Source organism: Methanococcus maripaludis, assembly GCF_002945325.1.
GTDB lineage: Archaea > AGJL01 > Methanococci > Methanococcales > Methanococcaceae > Methanococcus > Methanococcus maripaludis.
The window spans coordinates 1,658,927-1,678,706 of sequence record NZ_CP026606.1 but is presented as its reverse complement, the minus strand read 5'-3'; the positions used below and the strand labels follow the sequence as shown (position 1 = coordinate 1,678,706).

Sequence of the window (19,780 nt, the reverse complement as noted above, 5' to 3'; positions counted from 1 at the left end):
TATCACAAAATTAATTTTGTAAATTAAAATCGTATTTTTTAAGTTTTGAAATTATTTCTTCAAAATCCTGCCTGTTTTTAGCTTTTATATCTTTTTTTTGTGGGAATTTAAGAATTACTTCATCAAAAAGCGATTTGTTTGGCGGGGTTTTCATTGGATAATAATATCTATATATACAATTTATCCTTGCAGTTATAAATTCAGATAAATAGTCCATACAAGCTTTTATTGCCATTGATTCGTCTGATAAAAGAGAACCTGACTTTTTAGATTTTAAATAAGAAATTCCAACAATTATTTCTTCGAGATTACACTTTAAAAGCTCTTTTGACTTTTGCTGTTCTCTTTTTAATTCATAGAGAGATATTGCAAGATCCTGTAAATTTGTCCACGGAAGATCAAAATTTATTCGTTCTTCATCGGATTTAGATAACATCCAAAGCGGAACGTGTCTTTCGTTTACAACTACTTCGTATTCCGTGCATTTTAAGAATAAAATATCATAAACGTCCATTTTTTCACTGAATTTTTGTAATGATTGTAAAATGAGAATTTAATATCTATTTTATTTAATATAAATATTCAGTACAACGATTTTTCCACAAATATCCGAGTAAAATTTAAAAAATTAAAGATAAAAAAAGATAAAAACTTTAATTTACATCTTTCCGGGCATTTCAATACCTAAAAGATCGAGTGTATTTTCCAAAACTGTTTTTGTAGTACTTACAATTGCGAGTCTTGAAGTTCTAACTGTCTCGTTTTCTTCTTTTAAAACTGGACAGTTTGCGTAGAATTTGTTAAAACCTTGTGCAATGTCAAGCACGTAATTTGCAACAATCTGAGGTTTTCTAACTTCTGCAGCTTTTTCAACGATTTTTGGTAATTTTGAAAGCAACTTAACAATTGTTTTTTCATTTTCATTCATTTCGTATGCAAATAAATTATCATTGGAAATATTTTCGACATTTTCTAAAATTCTTGAACATCTTGCATGAGCGTACTGGATAACCGGACATCCAACTTTTTCAAAGTCAAGTGCTTCATCCCACCTGAATACCATTGGTTTTTCGGGTGCAATTCTAACAATATTGTACCTTACAGCACCAACCGCAATTTTTTTTGCGATTTCTTCGATTTCTTCTTCGCTTTGTGCAACGCCTCTTTTTCTAACTTCTTCAGCAGCTCTTGATTTTGCTTCTTCAAAGAGTTCATCCATACTGATGAATCTACCTCTTCTCGTACTCATTGAGCCTTCTGGAAGCGAAATAAATTCGTAAAATACAACTTCAGCTTCGTTGTATCCTAAAAGTGCTAACGTCTTGTTAACCATTACTGCGGTTAATTTGTGGTCTGCTCCAAGCAGATTAACTGCAAAGTCGCAGTTTTCCATTTTATTAATGTGGTATGCAATATCTCTTGTTGAATAAAGACTTGTTCCATTTAATCTTGCTAAAACAAGCTTTTTTTCGATTCCGTAATCTGAAAGGTCGAGCCTGTAAACTTCATCTTCAACAACTTTTCCAGTATTCATCAGCCGGTTTATTACTTCCCTTACCATCCCGCTTTTTACAAATTCGCTTTCCCAGACAAATTTATCGTGGTAGATATTTAGTGTTGAAAGTGTTTCTTTAAATCCGCCTAATGAATAATTAACTGCATTTTTAAATTTTTCAGTTAATTCGTTTTCAATTCCTGATTCACAGGCACTTTCATAATTTTTCATTAAATTTAGAATTTCCTGTTCGAGTTCTTCGTTTTCTGCAAGCAGTTTGTTTGTTTCAACGTAAACTTCACCAATTCCATGGTCTGCTTTTTTAGATTTGTCGAGTTCAAATTTTTCATTTCCAAAAACAACGATTGCTTCTTGCCGTCCCATGTCATTTACATAGTACTGCGTTTCTACATCATATCCTGATGCAATGAGTATTCTTTTTAAGCTGTCCCCAATAACCATGTTTCTTCCATGACCAATATGGAAAGGTCCGTTTGGATTTGCGGAAGTGTGCTCCAAAATTACTTTTTCATTTCTTTTTTCAAGTTTTCCAAAGTTTTCTTTTTCAGAAGTTATTTTTGAGACTGTTTCTTTTGAAAAGTCTGAATAATTCATGAAAAAATTAATGTATCCATTTACAGCTTCAATTTTTTCAATTCCCAAAATACTTAATGAATTTGCAATATCTTCTGCAATCATTTTTGGAGCTTTTTTTAACTCTTTTGCAAGCCTAAATGAAATATTTGTTGAGTAATCCCCTAAGTTTATTGCAGGCGGTTCGTCAAGTCTTATATCCATCTCATTTCCGGTTAATTCCTTTACTTTATCTTTTAAGGTCGTTATTATCAAATTTTCAACGTCCATAATCTGCCTCGCCTTGTGTTTCTATTTTAAGTTCTTAAATCATATCTGCAATAACATATATTCATGGCTTTTAAATATATATAATTAAACACGAAAAAAGGTACTGTTTATTAAAATTATGTTTTTTTATTTAGTACCCTGCTAATTAAAAGGAATTTATTTTGAATATAATTTAAAATACCTAACTTAGTTTAAAAATTCAACAAAAATTGGGGTGTTTGACATGGGACTTATTAAAAACGCAGGTCGAAAAACTCTTGGGGAAATAATTATTGCAATAACGTTTTTTTTAGGATTTCCGATATCTGCACTGGTTTTTGCATATATAAATCCCATCATGGGTATTTTATGTTTAGTATTCTGCATATATTTACTTTATTTAGCCAATACGTTAAAAAAAGGAAAATAAGAAAGTTATCTTTTTTATCGGGCCGATCAGATTGTAATATACTTTAAAAATTTTTATTCTTGAAAATTATTTTAAATCTTATTTAAAAAAGCATACCAAAAAATTTGTGTGGGAATATAGGTTGTGAAATAAATATTTCACTTTTAAGTCAACCCAAAAATAATTATCCAAAGATATTGTTTAGTATCCCCAAATTAAATCCAACGGTTTTGGCGTTCCCACACAATATTTGAATATATCCCATATCATGTATTAATGATTACTATTGTTATCATATCGTAAATTATATATCGTAATTTTATTTTTTAACACGCTTTATAAAAACGTCAGAATTATTTTTCAAACATTGCAATTATTGAACCAAAAACGCCCGGCAAAATCCAGCTTGCATTATTTTTAAGATGATTTAGTGCAGTCTTTACATTTGATTTGTTAATTATTTCATTTGAAAGTTCTTTTTCAATTATTCGAACGTTTTTAACAATTTCAATCCGGTTTTCTGGATTTTTATTATTAATTTCATCATAAACTCTTTTAAATGGCAATATTGTAATTACATGTTCACTTCCCATTCCAAATATAATATCGTCATCACGAATTACGGGGTCAAAATCTTGAAATTTGTTTTTAAAATGTTTTGAATTTTCAATAAATGCCATTCCACTTTTAGAAAGCGTCACGATGTAAAAAATACCAATTGTTGTATGAACTCTTGACTTGATTTCTAAGTATCCGCTTGATTTTAAAGTTTTAAATGCACTATCAAGTTTTTGGTCATTAGGTTCTACTTCTTTAAAATCCTTTCTTTGAAGGCCGATATTCCCTTTACGGTATTCTGAATACATTTTTTCTAAAATAGAGTTTTGAAGTTCATCCATATCCATTTTCACACCAAAATAAATTTAAAGTCCCAAAATAATTAGTTCTGTCCCAATATACTTATTTTCAAGAATATATTTAAAAATGTTGAAGTTATCAAAATATTAAATTTCCATTGTTTTGATATTTAGATATTTAATATATTAATGGCCTAATTATTTAATTAAATCGCAAATAAAATATATTATCAAATAAATATTGTTTCGAATGTTAATCGGGACGAAAAAGGGTTAATATGGCTATTGATTCTCAAATAAAAAGATATTTCAAAAAAGATATTTCCTACATGTTTTTTATTGTTATTGTAGTGATGTTTTCAATTCTTATAAGTTTAAACGTGTTTCAGGCATTTGGATTTAAAAATGAATATATACTTGAATTATTTCACGACCTTAATGTCTTACTGGGATTTTTCATAGTTGTTTCAATACTTGGAATTGCATTTCTGGAACTTATTTTTTAAAATTACAATAAATCGGAACTTAATTTAAATATTGAAAAATTTAAGCTATTAAAAACTATTAAATCCCAGTTTTCTTAGATTCTTTTTTGTAAAGTTTTAATTTTTACTTATCTTGAAAGTAAACTTCTTTCTCAGATGGTTACACCTTTTACGTATATCTTAATATATTTTGTTTATATACTATGATAAACGTGTAATCGTCAAAATACATGAATATTACCGTGATAAAACATATAGAATTTAGATAATTATTATTCTTTAAAAAATTTATAATCTGGAATTTGGAAGAGATTTTTATGAAAACAGAGATGACAAACGTTGATATCAGTGCCGCAGTATCTGAACTTCAAAATGTAATCAACGGAAAATTGGACAAGGCTTTTTTAGTAAATAATCAGGACGGAAAGGAATTAATTTTAAAAGTACATATTCCTGAAATCGGTTCAAGAGAAATTGCAATAGGCCTTGGAAAATACAAATACATAACACTTACGGAATACGAAAGAGAAAAACCAAGAAATCCTCCTTCTTTTGTAATGCTGCTTAGGAAACATTTGAAAAACATTAAAATAACTAGTGTTGCCCAGCATAACTTTGACAGGATTATAATTTTCAATTTTGAATGGAATGAATTAAAATATAAACTGATTATCGAGTTATTTGGAGACGGAAACGCAATACTCCTCGATAGTGAAGATAAAATTATTCTCCCGTTAAAAATTGAAAGGTGGAGTACGAGAAAAATCGTTCCAAAAGAAATTTACAAATTCCCGCCTCAAAAGGACCTCGATCCAAAAAATCTAGATTATTCTCTTGCTAAGAAATTGTTTTTAGAAGAATTTGAAAAGGAAGAAAACAAAGATACTGAAGCTGTAAGAATAATTTCAAGGACTTTTGGACTTGCTGGAGTTTATTCGGAAGAAATCTGTCTAAATTCAGAAATTGATAAAAATTTGAAGAATCCAAAAAACGAAGACATTGAAAAACTCTTTGAAGGATCAAAATCGTTCTTTAAAAAAGTATTTGGCGAACTAAAACCAAAATCTACACTTAAGAATGGAGAATTTGTGAATATCGACCCGATTGATTTAAAAATACATGAAAATCTAAAAGAAAATGAAATAAAACATTATGAAAGTTTTTTAACTGCGCTTGATGAATATTTCTCAAGATTTATCATGAAAAAAGAGATTAAGCAGGCTGAATCAAAATTACAAAAACTCGTGAAAAAACAGGAGCGTATATTAAAAAGCCAGCTTGATACCAAAGACAAATACGAAAAACAATCCGTTTCAAACCATAAACGTGGAGATTTGATTTATGCAAATTATTCTCTTGTAGATGAAATTGTAAGCACAATTAAAGATGCAAGAGAAAAAATGGACTGGAATGGCATTAAAAATGTCATTAAAGAAAATAAAACCCACCCGATTTTAAGTAAAATAATAAATGTGAATGAAAAAAATGCAGAATTAACTCTAAAACTATCTGCTGACTACGGAAATGGACTTATTGAGGACACCGTACCAGTAGATTTAAGAAAAAATGCTTTTGAAAATGCAGATATAGTTTACCAGAAATCAAAGAAATTTAAAAATAAAGTTCAAGGAGTAATTGAAGCTTTAAAAATTTCTGAAAAAAAACTTGCCGAGTTAAAGGATAAAGAAAAACTTGATTCAGAAGTATTGAAAGAAAAAGAAGAAAATATTAAGAAAAAGGAAAGAAAAGTACTGAAATGGTACGAAAAATTGAAATGGACCGTTATCGGCGGATATTTAATTGTTGCAGGAAAGGATGCAACAACAAACGAGATGCTGATTAAAAGATATGTTGAAAAAAACGATATAGTATTTCACACGCTTATGGAAGGAGCACCATTTACAATAATTAGAACAGAAGGCTCTGAAGAAATACCTGATGAAAATATAATGTTTGAAGTTGCAAAATTTGCAGCGTCGCACTCGAGAGCATGGAAACTTGGAATTGGAAGTGCAGATGTCTACTGGGTAAGACCAGACCAGATTTCAAAAACTGCTGAAAGTGGAGAATACTTAAAAAAAGGAGCTTTTGTAATTCGCGGAAAAAGAAACTTCATAAGAAGTGCTGCGCTTGAACTTGGAATCGGTACGTTAAATTACGATGGAAAATTAAGATTAACTACTGCCCCTGAATCGATTGCAAAAGAAACTTTTGAAAAATGGATATTATTAAAACCTGGAAAATTAAAAAAGAGCGACCTTGTAAAAGAGCTTTTAAAAGAATTTAGTGACTTTGAGGTCGATGATGAAGATATTTTAAGGGCACTTCCTCCAGGAGAGACCGAAATAAAACTAAAATAATTTTTAATTTTTTAAATTCAAATCATAAGGCATATTAATCCCCAAATTAAAGATGAAACTAAATAAAAATTATTGAAGTTGGTTTTCATGAAAAATACAATTCAGAGAAGTTTTGAAATAAAAGACTACAGAATTCCAAAAACGGATTTTGGAGATTTCTGGATGACTTTTGAAACTCGAGAAAAGTTAAAAACAAAAATTACGTACATTCCCGAACATGACGGAAAATTCAGTGCTTCGGATGTTAAATCAATAGTGGAAGAGATTATTTCAAAAAGCAAATATTTCAAAGAAAATCTTCCAGAAAACATTAAAGTTGAAGTTTTGTTTAAAAATTTAAGTGAGGATTGCTTCAATCCAACAGAAAATAATATTCCAAATTTCGAATTTAAAGAAATGGATGAAATTAGTGTTTTGTTTTATTTTATCGTCGATTATTATCTTTAAATTCTTTTAAATCATTAAATTCTATCTTTTTTAGATATGTTTTTAGATCATAAATTAAAAAAAGTTCTAAAAAGAGAAATTTAAAAATAAGATATAATAATTTATTTTTGGCGTTTATTTGATACCCATTAATTTTCTAAGTACCATTGACGTTCCCATTGAACACATGATGTACCATCCAAGCCATCCAAGAACTGTGCTTGAAACTACGCCAAATCCACCGTGGTAGAATATTCCGCCAATCCAGTGCCAGATTCCAATAAAAATTATTTTTGAAATGATTACTGGAAGTTGAACTATAGCTCCATCCCATGCAGGCTGCATTGTGTGGTAAATTCCACCAAAGTCGTATACGTGTCTTAAGTAAGCAAATATGATGATTATTGGAACCCAGGTGTAAATCATGGGTTTAAAACTCATTTTCATCATTTCCATCTGCATTGTCATCATTTTTTGCTGTTCTTTTTGAAGTTCAGCCATTAATTCAGGATCTTTTGATGCTTTTTTTGCTTTTACCTGAAATTCTTGAAGTTCATTTTTCAGTTCTGCCATCCTGTCCTGATTTACTAATACTTTGGTTGCTAAATTAATAATAAAAGATACTAAAAGAGCAGTTACAAATATAAAAATTGCAGGATCCATTGTTTGTACCATAGGTAAAAAAATCGCATCCAATGCATTGTAAAATGCGGAATAAATAGATTCAAACATGTTTTTTCCCCTTTATCATAATAAATATTAAAAAAGTTAAAATATATATAGATTATCTTAAAACTGACATTAAATCTTCAACTGCGTTGTCAACAAGACCGTTTTTATTTTTAACAATTTTTACAGTTGCACCGGTTAAAACACCGTAACTCATTGCAGCAGCCCGATTCATAAATTGGTGTTCTTCGATGCTTGCAGTTGTTTCGAGATCTCTTTTCCTTGACTCGTCACTTAATCTTCTCATCAAGATTTCGTCACCGTCTGTTTCAACAACAATTACAATGTCTGGATTTAATTCAGTTAAAACCCATGCAGGAAGTCCAGGTAAGTATCCTTTAGGGGTTTTTACTGTGCTGTGTGTATCTACTGCAACAGGGGATTCTTTTGCCATTTCCGCAATTTTTCTTCCAGCCATTTTCTGGATTCTTTTTTGAGTTTCAGGATCTAATTTTCTCATTTGGTCTCTGTCAGATGCCAGTCCTTCTTCGTTTGCAACGTCAAACATTGCACTTCCAAAGTTAACCATTTTGTAGTTTAATCCTTCTTCTGATAAAATATCCATTGCTTTTTGCGTTACAGTTGTACCGCCAACACCAGGTACACCAGTTACTACAACAACTTTGTTTTTCATTAAACCACCGTTTTACTGTTAAAATGAATAAAAATAAAAACACTTGAGTTATGCGCCCTATTTACTATCTAAATCTAAATATATATACGTTATCCAATATTTGAAAAAAATAAAAAAGTTAAAGTTGCTTTAAAACTTCCAATTCTTTTGATACATCTACGAAATTAACCCGTTTTACTGCAAATTCCAAGTCATCATTTCTAAATGAAGGGGTTCCATAGAATAAAACATCTTTTCCAAGCACATCTGCAAGTGCATCCATATTCATTTCTTTTAATTTATTTTTTGAAAGTTCAGTTACTTTTTCAACATTATTTCCATATACCCTACAGTTAATAACGCCTGTACCATCATCAACTGTTAAATTTGAAACCAGAAGTTCATTTGGTTCAACTTCCCCACAAACTTCGCACAGGTATTTATTATCAACCAGATTCAGTCTTTTTCTACAGTTTGGACATAAATTAAGAATTACATCTTGTTTTCGGTAGTCCACGATAGTTCCGTTAATTTCGGTTGAAACTCCTTCTTCAAGGTCTGCGATATAATTTCTAGGGGATTTTATTGAAACTCCTTTTGGATTTACTTCGATTCTTCCAAACCTTCCGGTTGATAAATCCATGTATTCTCCGCTTTCTTTAGCATACCCGTGTATTAGCTTTACAACATCTCCTTCGGAAATTTCGGTTTCTGCGTCACTATCCCATAAAGCCATTCTTATGCTTCCAGTTCCATCTTCTAACATAATATTTCTAACTTTTCCAGTTCCACCGCTGCTTCTTTGGAACTCATTTACAGGATATGCATTTGTAACCATTGCAACAACTGTTACATCGGAGTTGTCTGCACTTCCATTCAAAATATCTTTAATCTCGGTTATTTCTTCTAATATTTTTTTACTTGCAGTTTCGTCTTTTTTAAGTTCTGACATGTAGTTATAAGTTAAATCAGCCCTTTTTTCACCAGTATTATCAGTGTAGGTTCTTAATTTAGCATTTGAGATTGTTACGTAATCTCCTTCTTTTAAGCCGTCAAGAATACTCCTGTTTGTACCCCAAAATGCAGTTTTTACCATTCCAGTTCCATCGTTTATGTAAATATCCTGAACTTCTGCAGTTCTGTCACTAAATTTAACTTCTCTTGAACCTGAAATGTTAACAATATTTCCAGAAACTGTAACGTATTCTCCATCAAAGCTTGTAAGTTCAGAAATACTCAATTTTTCAACAGGTTTTTCTTCTTTAACGGATTTTTCAATTATTCCAATATTATCAACAGAAATTTCAAGTCCGGAATAACCCTGTTTTACATAACCGCTTACTTCTGCGATATCTCCTTTTTTAACTTCAAAATCTGCAAGTTCATTCCAGAGAGTTCCCCTTATACTTCCTGTATCATCTTTTAAAAATAAAGATTTTAGCTGACCTTTTGTTCCATCTTTTCTGCTGAATTCTTTTTTAGGATATGCTGCAACAACTTCTGCATTAATTGTTCCTGATAAATTCGGCATTAATTCTGAAATCTTATAATTATCTTTTAAAATAGGATATCTCGATTCATCGTATTTTTTAAGTTTTTCAATCGATAATTCTGAACCGCTGTTTAATTCGACTTTGTCATTCCACTTTCTGCTAAATGCATTTTCAATTTTTACAACATCCCCTTTTTTTAAGCCTTCAATAAGATCCGTTTTGTCGTTCCAAAGCGTAAGTCTGGTAATTCCAGTATTGTCCCCGATAGTAACTGATGCAAGTTTTCCAGTGCTTCCATCTTTTCGGTTAAAGTCTTTTGCAGGTGAAATTTCAATAATTTTTCCTGTGACTTCAACATTTTTCTGCCCGTCAGCGATATCTTTAATCGAAAAATCATATTCTTCTTCATCGTCGCCGTAAGTTATTTCTATCCCGAGTTCCTGTGCAACTAGCATTACTGCACTTTCTTCACCAAGAAGTCCGGAATTTTCCTCGATTTTTTCATTTACTTTTTTCTCAAGCTCTTTTTCTGAGATTTTTGATAATATTTTTTGTTTTAACTTGTCAATATTCATAAAACTACACCGGTGAATTTTTCAGAAGTATTCAGAAGTATCTACCTTACCTACATAAAAGCTATAATAATGTTGAACATCCATTTTTATATTTGTTTGTATATAATATATGACAAAAGTAATCAGAATATATACTTAACGATTTAGAATACTTGGGAAATCATGAACATTAAAAGAATCGTATCTGACCTTAAAAAAGAAAGCTGGTATGCTAAATTAGATGCTGTAAATAGGTTAGGAAACATTGTCTACGAATCACAAGACGATGCAGATTACGTACTTAATAATTTACTTATTGAACTTGAATCTCCAAAAACCGTAATGCAGGCACGAACGCTTTGGGCTACAAACAATATCATAAAACAGTACCCCCAATTAGCTTACAAAATAGTACCGCATCTTTTAAGACTTTCAAATTATGATAATAAAGCAATAAAAGAAATTTCAAATGAACTTTTAAATAAACCTCTGATACAATACGCAATTTCAAGATATAATACAATACTTTCAAAGAGTATCCATTCAGAGGATTATTACGAAAAATTAGGAGCCATTATAAATATTTGGAAAATGGCACCTGTTGACCCTGACTTAATTGACTCTATTCTTCCGGAATTAATTGAATCAATGATTAATAAAAATCATTTAAAAATAGGCATATTTTCATGGATATTGCTCGAATCCGATGATAATGAAACAATCGAAGAAATTGTAGATGTAATAAATAAAGTATATCTACACCTTGATTTTAATGCCCAATACCCTCCAAGCTATATCAAAAAACTGATAAACAGTCCAGATCCAGTACTTAATCACGTTGGGCTGTCATCTATCGAAAAAAACCCTGAAAATGCAAATAACGAGCTTATGGAAGATTTATTGAAATTATTTACTTCCGAAAATACCGATAGGTTTGTAAAAGCTAAAATGTTCTACACGATAGGATTACTTTCAAAAACCAAACCATATCTAAAAACAATACTTATACACGAAGCCAATAAAACAATTAAAAATGAAAAAGATTGGCTTTTAACATTTGCTGCATTGATCGGGTTTTACTTAATAGAAGAAAAAATAACAAATTTAGAACTATTACACCATTCAAATTCATTAATCCGTGCAGTTGCAATCCAATTGATAGATTCTAGAAGTTCTGAACAGATTCTATCGGCTTTTGCTGATAACCACATAACTGTATTCATCTCGGCCATCGACAGGAGCATTATGCGTGATGTTTCAGATGAAATAAAATTAAAATTTTTAAACGAATTAAGTAATCCCGATAATTACCCATATATGAGCGAAAATATCGATGAAAATTCAGTTACCAAGCTAAGAGATAGCGTTGGTGAGATTGTACACTCGTGGGATTCTGAACATTGGATTTCTAAAATAAATTTAATGAATGACCTTGGAAATTTAGCTAAAAACAACCAAGATTATATTGATAGCTCCATTGACCTAATAATAAAATCTATGGAAGACAATTACGGAATGGTTCGTGCACAAGGTCTCTGGATTATTCGGGCCATATTACACAACAGTAACGATCCATTTTATATTTTAGAAGCATTGGATGGGCATTTAGAACCAATTTTAAAGATAAATGATCCAAATGTCTTTGTAAGGCTAAATTACATACTGATACTTAGAAATTTCGCTGAATTTTTAAAGAAAATTGAAGGTACTGAAGATAAACGTTCAGAAATTGCAGGATATTTGCTTTATATGGCACTGAACGATTCGACAAAACTTGTTTCTGAAGTTGCAAAACTTGTTTTAAAATTTGACTTCGATACTGAAATAGATAAAAAAGAAATTAATCTGGACAACTTCCAAAAATACCTAGAAGCATTCCCTTATTCCGCACTTGGAATTATAAGATACTTATTGTTACAGAACCAAAACGATGAAAAAGTTATTTCAATGTTTATCGACATTTGCAGGAAGTATCGTGACTATGGATGCGATATGTTTTGTATCCTTTATGGGGTTGATATGGATTTAACTTCGGAAAGCATTTGCGAAAAATTGAAGGAATATTCGACATGCGTGTCTAATGAAGACCAAAAATCCGTAAAATTGATCATAAAAATGCATTTGAATGAGCATAACTGGAAAGTAAGAATGACTGGTCTTTCGATTCTTGAAAAAATATCAATAATGGATCCAAAGATTATCGATGATTTCATAATAGATCTAATTAATATCGCATTGTCGGACAGGATATTTGAAATAAGAGAATTTGCCGGAAAATTACTTGAAATGATCGATTATGAAAGTCCAGAAATAGATAGGGAAACTTCAATAAACTACCTTTTCAAAAAAAGCGATGAACTGCTTGAAATTATAAAAGACGGAAAATTTGGAGTCGATGAAGCGTTCTACGCACTTAGTATCCGAACTAAAGAAATAGATAGTATTGAAAACTTAATGTCTGTTGTTTCGAAATTTAAAAATGACGAACACTGGTATAGGAGAGCTTATGCATATAAAATCCTTGAAAACTTAATTAAAAATCCAAAAGCAGACCATTACCACTACGAAATTATAAATTGGTGTCTTGAAGCTACTGAGGATAAAAATCCCGTCATTTCAGGATTATCAAAAGGAATATTGGAAAAATTAGGCCGTGCTGTTCAGCCATCGTGTCAAAAAACTGCGTATGACAGAATCAGACGTATTGAAAACCTACTTGAAAGTGGGGACTGGACTGTAAAAGTAGAAGCGCTCCAATCAGTTCGAGATTTCATCAACGAAGGGCACTACGGATATTTAGATATTGTAATGGAAAAGTTAGATGATCCACACTGGAAAGTTAAAAATGCAGCATTAGGAATTTTGGCAGATATTGACCCAGATTTAATAAAACCTGCAATTCCAAAAATAATCAGTCTTTTAAATGACGGTGATGAATCAGTAATATTAAAAACACTACTTACATTGAAAAAATTCGGTCAAAAGGACATGAAAATCCTTGAAAAAGTTATGCCCCAACTTGATAAACTTGAAAATTACGGAACATGGAGCATAAAAGAAGAAATAATGAGATTAAAATTATCATACTACAATAAATTAAGACAAAAACATTAATTATCTCTTTTTGGTAATATTATGAACAAATTCATCGTTTTTGAAGGAATTGACGGCTGTGGAAAAACTACTCAGGCAAAACTCATAGCTGAAAAATTAAATGCAAATTTTACATTTGAACCAACTGACGGAAAAATTGGAAAATCTATTAGAGAAATTTTAGCAGGTTCTAAATGCAATAAAGAAACTCTCGCTCTCCTTTTTGCAGCAGATCGTGTTGAACACGTTTCAAAAATCGAAGAAGATTTGAAAAAATCTCACGTTGTTTCGGACCGTTATGTATACTCTTCGATAGTTTACCAGATGACACAAGGAATTCCAAAAGATTTTATATACAAGATTAACGATTATGCAAAAATTCCAGATCTTGTGGTTTTACTCGATGTGGATTTAAATGAAGCTTTAAAAAGAATGGAGTCCAGAGAGAAGGAAATATTTGAAAAACTGGAATTTCAGAAAAAAATAAAAGAAGGATATTACAACCTTATAAATTCAGAGAATGGAAAATTCATACCAAAATATGGATTTATTGTAATTGATACAACTTCAAAACCAATAAATCAGGTTTTTAACGAAATTTTAAACGCGATTGTCGATAAAATTCCAGATATTATACAATAAACTATATATTGTTCTTAGCAAATAGATTATTTAGTGCACTATATAAATAATCTAATCTTTAAAGGTGTATCATGGACTTAGGTTATATAACAATTATAATCGGCATGGGGTTAATACTCCTCGAAGCATTCCTTCCAGGGCTTAATTTCCCAGTCGCTGGTGTTGCAGTGCTTATTTATGGAATATTTTTACTTTATGCGCCACAATTTGCACTTCCATCAGCATTACTTGCAGGTTTAATCACTGCATACATCATGAAAAGGTTTGTCTATAAAACCGGTTTAAATGTAAAAATCGGTGCTGAAAACTTAATTGGTGAACATGGGGACCTTGTTGATGAAATTGATGAAAATAACTACGGCCATGTCATAATACACGGGGAAAAATGGCAGGCAAAATCTGAAAACCCGATAAAAAAAGGTTCAAAAGTAATTGTTGTAGGTATTGAAGGAGTATCTTTAATTATTGAAGAACTAAATGAATGATTATAATTTGTAAAAACCTAGATTAGGGGGAGATTTATGTCTTTTTGGCTTAATTTGCTATTGGGTATATTTTTGCTGGTATTAATAATAAAATCAGTTATTATCGTAAACCAGTTTGAACTCGGACTTATATTCAGGCTTGGAAAAGTTAGGGGAAGATTAAATCCAGGAGTTAATTTCATAATTCCATTTATCGATGTACCTATAAAAGTAGATGTAAGAACTAAAGTAATCGATGTTCCGCCACAAGAAATGATTACAAGAGATAACGCAGGGGTTAGAATCGATGCAGTTATTTACTACCGAGTAATGGATGTAAACAGAGCAATTTTAGAGGTTCAAAACTTCCAGTACGCAATTATAAACCTTGCACAAACTTCTTTGAGAGCAATAATTGGTAGCCTAGAACTTGATGATGCGTTAAACAAAAGAGAATTTATCAATTCACAGCTTTTAGAAACGCTTGATAGGGATACTGATGCATGGGGAGTAAAGGTTGAAAAAGTTGAATTGAGAGAAATTGAACCTCCAACCGACATTAAAAACGCAATGACCCAACAGATGAAAGCTGAAAGGTTAAAAAGAGCTGCCATATTGGAAGCAGAGGGTGAAAAACAGAGTAAAATCTTAAAAGCCCAAGGTACTGCTGAAAGTATGAAAATTGAAGCAGAAGGTCAGGCAAAAGCAATCCAGATCGTTGCAGAATCTGCTCAAAACTACTTTAAAAACGAAGCTCAGCTCTACAAAGCTCTTGATGTAACTTCAAACACATTGAAAGAGAACACTAAATTTGTAATTTCCGAAAATTTAATGGATGTTGCAAAAAAATTCATTAAACAATAAATAATTCTTTTTTAAATATTTTTCAAATTCTTTTTTTAATTTTGGCAATTTAAAAGCTTTAAAGTGGAGAAATTTATATGAACGTAACAATCATTTCTGTTGGAAAAATAAAAGAAAAGTATCTAAGTGATGCAATTATTGAATACTCAAAAAGAATTTCACGATATTCAAAGCTCGATATAATCGAAGTTGCCGATGAAAAAACCCCTGAAAATCCAAGCGACGTTGAAAAATCAAAAATACTTGAAAAGGAAGCTGAAAGAATTTTAAAATATCTAAAAAAAGATTCATTTTTGATAACTCTTGAGATTTTGGGAAAAGAATTAACTTCTGAAGATCTTGCAAAAAAAATAAACGACCTTTCAATTTCTGGAAAAAGTGATATAACATTCGTTATTGGAGGATCCTTGGGATTATCAAAAAATATTTCAGAAATTTCAGATTTTAAGCTGTCTTTTTCAAAAATGACATTTCCACACCAATTAATGAGGGTCATTCTTTTAGAACAGATCTATCGAAGTTTTAGAATTATTAGCGGGGAACCTTATCATAAGTAAAGTTTTAAAGAAAAACGATTTATAATTTTAAATTCTATTTTTGAGGATTAACCATCCACCATTAATCGAAAATCATAAAACTTAAGGGCCATTTATATAATTTTTAAAAAATATGAAAGATGTAATATCTGATAAGGGGAAAGGATATGGCCAAAAAAGAAGTAAAAACGGATTTATGGGTCTATGATTTATTAAAAGAAGCAGAAATCGAACTTGAACCACAAGGAAGTTCAATAGTTGAAATAAACACGGCATTAAAAACTGCTTCAAAAAACAGAACTGGAAAAGTCGGTTTTCCAGAATACATTGGAGTAATTAAAGATTTTTTGTTAGTTATTGAAGATAAATCCGAGTTATCTAACCATATAATATTAGATAATAAAAATTTAATTAGTATGGAACGAAATGATGTGAAAAATTACGCTGTTAATGGTGCACTGTTTTATGGACAACATTTGGCTAAAAACACATCATATAAAAAAATAATTGCTTTTGGCATATCTGGAAACGAGAAAAAACATAAAATTAGCCCAATCTATATTGATGAAACTGAATATTATCGAGAACTTCCAGATGTAGAATCATTCATATCATTCAATGAAAAAAACATTGATGAGTATTATACAAGGGAAATCTTAAAAGAAGCGACAGATGAAGAAAAAACGACTGAAGAAATCTTAAAAGATGCTTCAATACTACATGAAGATTTAAGAAATTACGGGACTCTTAAAGATGTTGATAAACCTTTGATTGTATCAGGTATTTTATTAGCTTTGAGGGAATCAGAATCTAAGAATTTTTCTATTGATGATTTAACAGGAGATACGATTAAAACAGATGGTCAAAAAATTTATGATGCGATAGAATCCAATTTAAAAAGAGCAAATGTATCTCCCGATGTAAAAAAAGATAAATTACTTAGTCAGTTTGCAATCATTAAAGATACACCAAAATTAAATGAAATTGAACCGAAATTAAAGAAAACACCACTAAAACATTATACCGAATACCTATACAACAAAATTTACAAAAGTATTAGATATATTCAGTCTTCGGAAGATTATTTGGGTAGATTTTATGGAGAATTTATGTCTTATTCGGGGGGTGATGGGCAGACATTAGGTATTGTTCTTACCCCTAAACATATTACGGAATTATTTTGCGATTTAGTTGAAGTAAAACCTAATGATATTGTTTTTGACCCTTGTTGTGGAACTGCAGGATTTTTAATTGCTTCAATGCATAACATGTTAAAACAAACCAGTAAAAAATCAGAACAAAGAAATATCAGACAAAACCAACTTCACGGCTTTGAATTACAGCCCTACATGTTTACAATTGCTACAACAAATATGATTTTACGAGGAGATGGTAAAAGCAACCTAATAAATGAAGATTTCTTAAAGCAAGACCCCAATAAAATACAGTTAAAACAGCCCACCGTAGGGATGATGAATCCACCTTATTCACAAGGCTCAAAAAAAGATCCTACGTTATATGAAATAGCTTTTACCGAACATTTGCTTGACTCATTGACTGTTGGTGCACGTTGTATCGTTATTATACCCCAATCCTCAGTAACAGGGAAAACTAGAGAAGAACAGAGTATAAAAGAAAATATCTTAAAAAAACATACACTAGAAGGCGTAATTACCCTAAACAAAGATACATTTTATGGTGTTGGGGTAATGCCTTGTATTGCCATATTTACGGCAGGGGAACCACATTTAAATGATAAAGAATGTAAATTTATCGATTTTAGGGATGACGGTTATAAAATTAGCCCCCATATAGGATTACTGGAAACTGAACAGGCAAAAGATAAAAAACAGCACTTACTTGATGTATGGTTTGATAGAATCGAATCAGAAACAAAATTTTGTGTAAAAACGACGGTAGAGCCTAATGATGAATGGCTTCACAGCTTTTATTACTTCAATGATGAAATTCCAACAGATGAAAATTTTGAAAAAACTGTTTCAGATTACCTATCTTTTGAATTTTCCATGATAATGCAAAACAGAGAATATTTATTCAAAACTCCTAAAAATGGAGATGGAGATGGAGATGGAGATGAATAATTATGAAATTGGAGGATAGGGCATGGAAAGAGTTTAATTTAAGTGGCGAAAATGGCATTTTTAAAAATTACCATGGAAAAAGGTTGACTAAAGAAAAAAGAATCGATGGAAATTTACCTTTTTTAACCGCTGGAGAATATAATCAAGGTTTAGGAGATTTTATATCTAATAAAGACTTTATCACATTTAAAGATTTTATTTCCATAGATATGTTTGGAAATGCATTTTATCATGAACATATTTGTTCGGGGGACGACAATATCTATTTCTTTATAAATGATGAATTATCCAAAGCAACAAAACTATTTATTGTAGCGTGTATCAACCAAAACAAAAGTAAATATTCGTATGGCAAACAATTTAGACAAAGAAATGCGGATACAACTAAAATATTACTTCCCATCTCGAAAAATGAGGAATTTAAACCAGATTGGGCATTTATGGAAGAATATATCAAAGAAAAATACGCAATTAAAGAAAAAACATATAAAGAACACATAAAAAAAGTTATCAAAGAATTAACATATAAAGAAATTGTTCCATTAGAAAAAAAAGAATGGAAAGAATTTTTTATAAATGAGTTATTTGACGTAATTATTGGAAAAAATATCGATGGAAATAAAGTTGATAAAATTTCAGGCAATATTCCATATATTACCAGAAAAGAATCGAATAATGGTCTTGACGGATTTATAGATGAAGATATTTGTAAATTAAATAATAACTTTCCAGTAATAACGATAGGTAACGAAACCGCACAACCATTTGTACAAAATTTTTCATTTTTTACAGGCACAAAAGTAAATATTCTTATACCAAAATTGAAAATGTCAGATAAAGTGTTATATTTTATATCTACTTCGCTAAAACAACAAAAATCAAAATATAATTACACATACACAATTAATTCTACAAGAATCAAAAAACAGAACATATTACTACCGATTAATGAAAATAATGAACCCGATTATGAATATATGGAACAATATATGAAAAATATTATGATAAAGAAATATAATAAATATTTAAGCTACACGAAGAAATAAATAGAGAATAAGCTACTTTTTTTATAGAAATTAAACCCTTTATTTTAAAGAATATTTAAATTTTCAAAAATATCCCTTTTTAAAAATATATAAGCTCAACATGCGTAATTATCAAAAAATTATTTAATATCCAATTTAATTTGAAAATTCGATTTTATAAATCTTATACCTATAAATTAGTCTCATGACCCCATTTTTATCTTTGAATTTAAAATCAATTCGAAAAGTATATCAATTATCTTAGATATTCAAATAATAAGATTTTTCTATTAAAATCTTTGAAAAACCAAAATGGCATAAATAACTTTGATATATTTATGATGACTGCTTTAAAATATTGCAAGTGGTGCTTTTAAACAGTAAAATAAATCGCTTATTAAAAATCTTGGAAGTAATAAAATATATATAGGTATTCTACGGGATATACTAATTATTCTTCAAAGGAGGTTATTCTGTGAGTGCTATAGATACCATTAGGGAAATAAAGCATGCAGAAAATAATGCTGTGAATGCGATAGAAGAAGCTAAGAAAAAAGCAGAAGAAATAAAGCTTGCCGCAATAGAAGAAGGTAAGAAAATAATTTCTGAAGCCGAAGCTAGTGCAGAATTATCTGCAAAAGAATTAGTTTCAAAGTTTGAAAAAGAAGCTGAAGAAAAAGCTAATGAAATAATGAATAAAGAAGACAAAGCAATTGCTGAAATGGCAAACCTTGCTAAAGTCAAAATTCTAAACATCAAATTGGAAGATGTAATAGAATTCTAATTTCCC

The 19,780-nt window shown here is 30.3% G+C and carries 18 protein-coding genes; 12 read left to right on the top strand and 6 right to left on the bottom strand.

Annotation, left to right across the window (positions count from 1 at the left end; all coding sequences use genetic code 11):
* Positions 1-10 precede the first annotated feature (10 nt).
* Together MMJJ_RS09080 and argS are read right to left on the bottom strand one after the other, a co-directional pair.
* The gene (locus MMJJ_RS09080; protein WP_011170969.1) at positions 11-514 is read right to left on the bottom strand and encodes a hypothetical protein; all 504 of its coding nucleotides are present in this window, start codon (positions 512-514) and stop codon (positions 11-13) included.
* Between the two features lie 144 nt (positions 515-658).
* Positions 659-2,359, bottom strand: a complete 1,701-nt coding sequence (gene argS / locus MMJJ_RS09075; protein ID WP_104838539.1) for an arginine--tRNA ligase — start codon at positions 2,357-2,359, stop codon at positions 659-661.
* A gap of 223 nt (positions 2,360-2,582) precedes the next feature.
* Here argS and MMJJ_RS09070 point away from each other — a divergent pair, with 223 nt between their 5' ends.
* On the top strand, positions 2,583-2,768 hold the full coding sequence (locus tag MMJJ_RS09070) for a hypothetical protein (RefSeq protein ID WP_104838538.1): 186 nt from the start codon (positions 2,583-2,585) through the stop codon (positions 2,766-2,768).
* Positions 2,769-3,100: 332 nt separating this feature from the next.
* Here MMJJ_RS09070 and MMJJ_RS09065 read toward each other — a convergent pair whose 3' ends face one another.
* Positions 3,101-3,652, bottom strand: a complete 552-nt coding sequence (locus tag MMJJ_RS09065; protein WP_104838537.1) for a hypothetical protein — start codon at positions 3,650-3,652, stop codon at positions 3,101-3,103.
* 230 nt (positions 3,653-3,882) lie between these two features.
* Here MMJJ_RS09065 and MMJJ_RS09060 point away from each other — a divergent pair, with 230 nt between their 5' ends.
* From MMJJ_RS09060 to MMJJ_RS09050, 3 genes are all read left to right on the top strand, one after another.
* Positions 3,883-4,110, top strand: a complete 228-nt coding sequence (locus MMJJ_RS09060; RefSeq protein ID WP_104838536.1) for a hypothetical protein — start codon at positions 3,883-3,885, stop codon at positions 4,108-4,110.
* Between the two features lie 296 nt (positions 4,111-4,406).
* Positions 4,407-6,449 (top strand): ribosome rescue protein RqcH, encoded by a 2,043-nt coding sequence (gene rqcH, locus MMJJ_RS09055; RefSeq protein ID WP_104838535.1) that lies wholly within the window; start codon positions 4,407-4,409, stop codon positions 6,447-6,449.
* Between the two features lie 87 nt (positions 6,450-6,536).
* Positions 6,537-6,896 (top strand): hypothetical protein, encoded by a 360-nt coding sequence (locus tag MMJJ_RS09050; protein ID WP_104838534.1) that lies wholly within the window; start codon positions 6,537-6,539, stop codon positions 6,894-6,896.
* Positions 6,897-7,010: 114 nt separating this feature from the next.
* Here the strand turns inward: MMJJ_RS09050 and MMJJ_RS09045 are convergent, their stop codons facing one another.
* The 3 genes from MMJJ_RS09045 to MMJJ_RS09035 all read right to left on the bottom strand — a co-directional run bounded on the left by MMJJ_RS09045 (position 7,011) and on the right by MMJJ_RS09035 (position 10,285).
* The gene (locus MMJJ_RS09045) at positions 7,011-7,607 is read right to left on the bottom strand and encodes an EMC3/TMCO1 family protein (RefSeq protein ID WP_104838533.1); all 597 of its coding nucleotides are present in this window, start codon (positions 7,605-7,607) and stop codon (positions 7,011-7,013) included.
* A 52-nt stretch (positions 7,608-7,659) separates the two neighbouring features.
* A complete protein-coding gene (locus MMJJ_RS09040; RefSeq protein WP_104838532.1) occupies positions 7,660-8,238 on the bottom strand; it encodes an adenylate kinase in 579 nt (192 codons plus the stop codon).
* A gap of 118 nt (positions 8,239-8,356) precedes the next feature.
* The gene (locus MMJJ_RS09035; protein ID WP_104838531.1) at positions 8,357-10,285 is read right to left on the bottom strand and encodes an OB-fold nucleic acid binding domain-containing protein; all 1,929 of its coding nucleotides are present in this window, start codon (positions 10,283-10,285) and stop codon (positions 8,357-8,359) included.
* A gap of 162 nt (positions 10,286-10,447) precedes the next feature.
* Between MMJJ_RS09035 and MMJJ_RS09030 the strand changes: the two genes are divergently transcribed.
* From MMJJ_RS09030 to MMJJ_RS08995, 8 genes are all read left to right on the top strand, one after another.
* Positions 10,448-13,378, top strand: a complete 2,931-nt coding sequence (locus MMJJ_RS09030; RefSeq protein ID WP_104838530.1) for a HEAT repeat domain-containing protein — start codon at positions 10,448-10,450, stop codon at positions 13,376-13,378.
* Between the two features lie 21 nt (positions 13,379-13,399).
* Complete coding sequence (gene tmk, locus MMJJ_RS09025; RefSeq protein ID WP_104838529.1) at positions 13,400-13,999, top strand: dTMP kinase; 600 nt, start codon at positions 13,400-13,402, stop codon at positions 13,997-13,999.
* Positions 14,000-14,070: 71 nt separating this feature from the next.
* The gene (locus MMJJ_RS09020; protein WP_104838528.1) at positions 14,071-14,484 is read left to right on the top strand and encodes an NfeD family protein; all 414 of its coding nucleotides are present in this window, start codon (positions 14,071-14,073) and stop codon (positions 14,482-14,484) included.
* Positions 14,485-14,520: 36 nt separating this feature from the next.
* Positions 14,521-15,327 carry an SPFH domain-containing protein gene (locus MMJJ_RS09015; RefSeq protein ID WP_104838527.1) on the top strand — a complete coding sequence of 269 codons (807 nt, stop codon included), beginning with the start codon at positions 14,521-14,523 and terminating at the stop codon, positions 15,325-15,327.
* A gap of 77 nt (positions 15,328-15,404) precedes the next feature.
* Complete coding sequence (gene rlmH / locus MMJJ_RS09010) at positions 15,405-15,884, top strand: 23S rRNA (pseudouridine(1915)-N(3))-methyltransferase RlmH (protein WP_011170981.1); 480 nt, start codon at positions 15,405-15,407, stop codon at positions 15,882-15,884.
* 146 nt (positions 15,885-16,030) lie between these two features.
* Positions 16,031-17,965: an HsdM family class I SAM-dependent methyltransferase gene (locus tag MMJJ_RS09005; protein ID WP_104838526.1), complete on the top strand. Its 1,935-nt coding sequence runs from the start codon at positions 16,031-16,033 to the stop codon at positions 17,963-17,965.
* Positions 17,966-17,967: 2 nt separating this feature from the next.
* The gene (locus MMJJ_RS09000; RefSeq protein ID WP_104838525.1) at positions 17,968-19,011 is read left to right on the top strand and encodes a restriction endonuclease subunit S; all 1,044 of its coding nucleotides are present in this window, start codon (positions 17,968-17,970) and stop codon (positions 19,009-19,011) included.
* Between the two features lie 454 nt (positions 19,012-19,465).
* Positions 19,466-19,774, top strand: a complete 309-nt coding sequence (locus MMJJ_RS08995; RefSeq protein WP_104838524.1) for an ATP synthase subunit B family protein — start codon at positions 19,466-19,468, stop codon at positions 19,772-19,774.
* The last annotated feature ends 6 nt before the right edge of the window (positions 19,775-19,780 follow it).

Bases quoted from the DNA above. Each gene is read 5' to 3' on its own strand.
- MMJJ_RS09030 (WP_104838530.1), top strand. From the start codon at position 10,448: ATGAACATTAAAAGAATCGTATCTGACCTTAAAAAAGAAAGCTGGTAT.
- MMJJ_RS09080 (WP_011170969.1), bottom strand. From the start codon at position 514: ATGGACGTTTATGATATTTTATTCTTAAAATGCACGGAATACGAAGTA.
- rlmH (WP_011170981.1), top strand. From the start codon at position 15,405: ATGAACGTAACAATCATTTCTGTTGGAAAAATAAAAGAAAAGTATCTA.
- MMJJ_RS09020 (WP_104838528.1), top strand. From the start codon at position 14,071: ATGGACTTAGGTTATATAACAATTATAATCGGCATGGGGTTAATACTC.
- MMJJ_RS09005 (WP_104838526.1), top strand. From the start codon at position 16,031: ATGGCCAAAAAAGAAGTAAAAACGGATTTATGGGTCTATGATTTATTA.
- MMJJ_RS09000 (WP_104838525.1), top strand. From the start codon at position 17,968: ATGAAATTGGAGGATAGGGCATGGAAAGAGTTTAATTTAAGTGGCGAA.
- MMJJ_RS09040 (WP_104838532.1), bottom strand. From the start codon at position 8,238: ATGAAAAACAAAGTTGTTGTAGTAACTGGTGTACCTGGTGTTGGCGGT.
- MMJJ_RS09050 (WP_104838534.1), top strand. From the start codon at position 6,537: ATGAAAAATACAATTCAGAGAAGTTTTGAAATAAAAGACTACAGAATT.
- MMJJ_RS09070 (WP_104838538.1), top strand. From the start codon at position 2,583: ATGGGACTTATTAAAAACGCAGGTCGAAAAACTCTTGGGGAAATAATT.
- MMJJ_RS09045 (WP_104838533.1), bottom strand. From the start codon at position 7,607: ATGTTTGAATCTATTTATTCCGCATTTTACAATGCATTGGATGCGATT.
- MMJJ_RS09060 (WP_104838536.1), top strand. From the start codon at position 3,883: ATGGCTATTGATTCTCAAATAAAAAGATATTTCAAAAAAGATATTTCC.
- MMJJ_RS09065 (WP_104838537.1), bottom strand. From the start codon at position 3,652: ATGGATATGGATGAACTTCAAAACTCTATTTTAGAAAAAATGTATTCA.
- MMJJ_RS09035 (WP_104838531.1), bottom strand. From the start codon at position 10,285: ATGAATATTGACAAGTTAAAACAAAAAATATTATCAAAAATCTCAGAA.
- tmk (WP_104838529.1), top strand. From the start codon at position 13,400: ATGAACAAATTCATCGTTTTTGAAGGAATTGACGGCTGTGGAAAAACT.
- rqcH (WP_104838535.1), top strand. From the start codon at position 4,407: ATGAAAACAGAGATGACAAACGTTGATATCAGTGCCGCAGTATCTGAA.
- argS (WP_104838539.1), bottom strand. From the start codon at position 2,359: ATGGACGTTGAAAATTTGATAATAACGACCTTAAAAGATAAAGTAAAG.
- MMJJ_RS09015 (WP_104838527.1), top strand. From the start codon at position 14,521: ATGTCTTTTTGGCTTAATTTGCTATTGGGTATATTTTTGCTGGTATTA.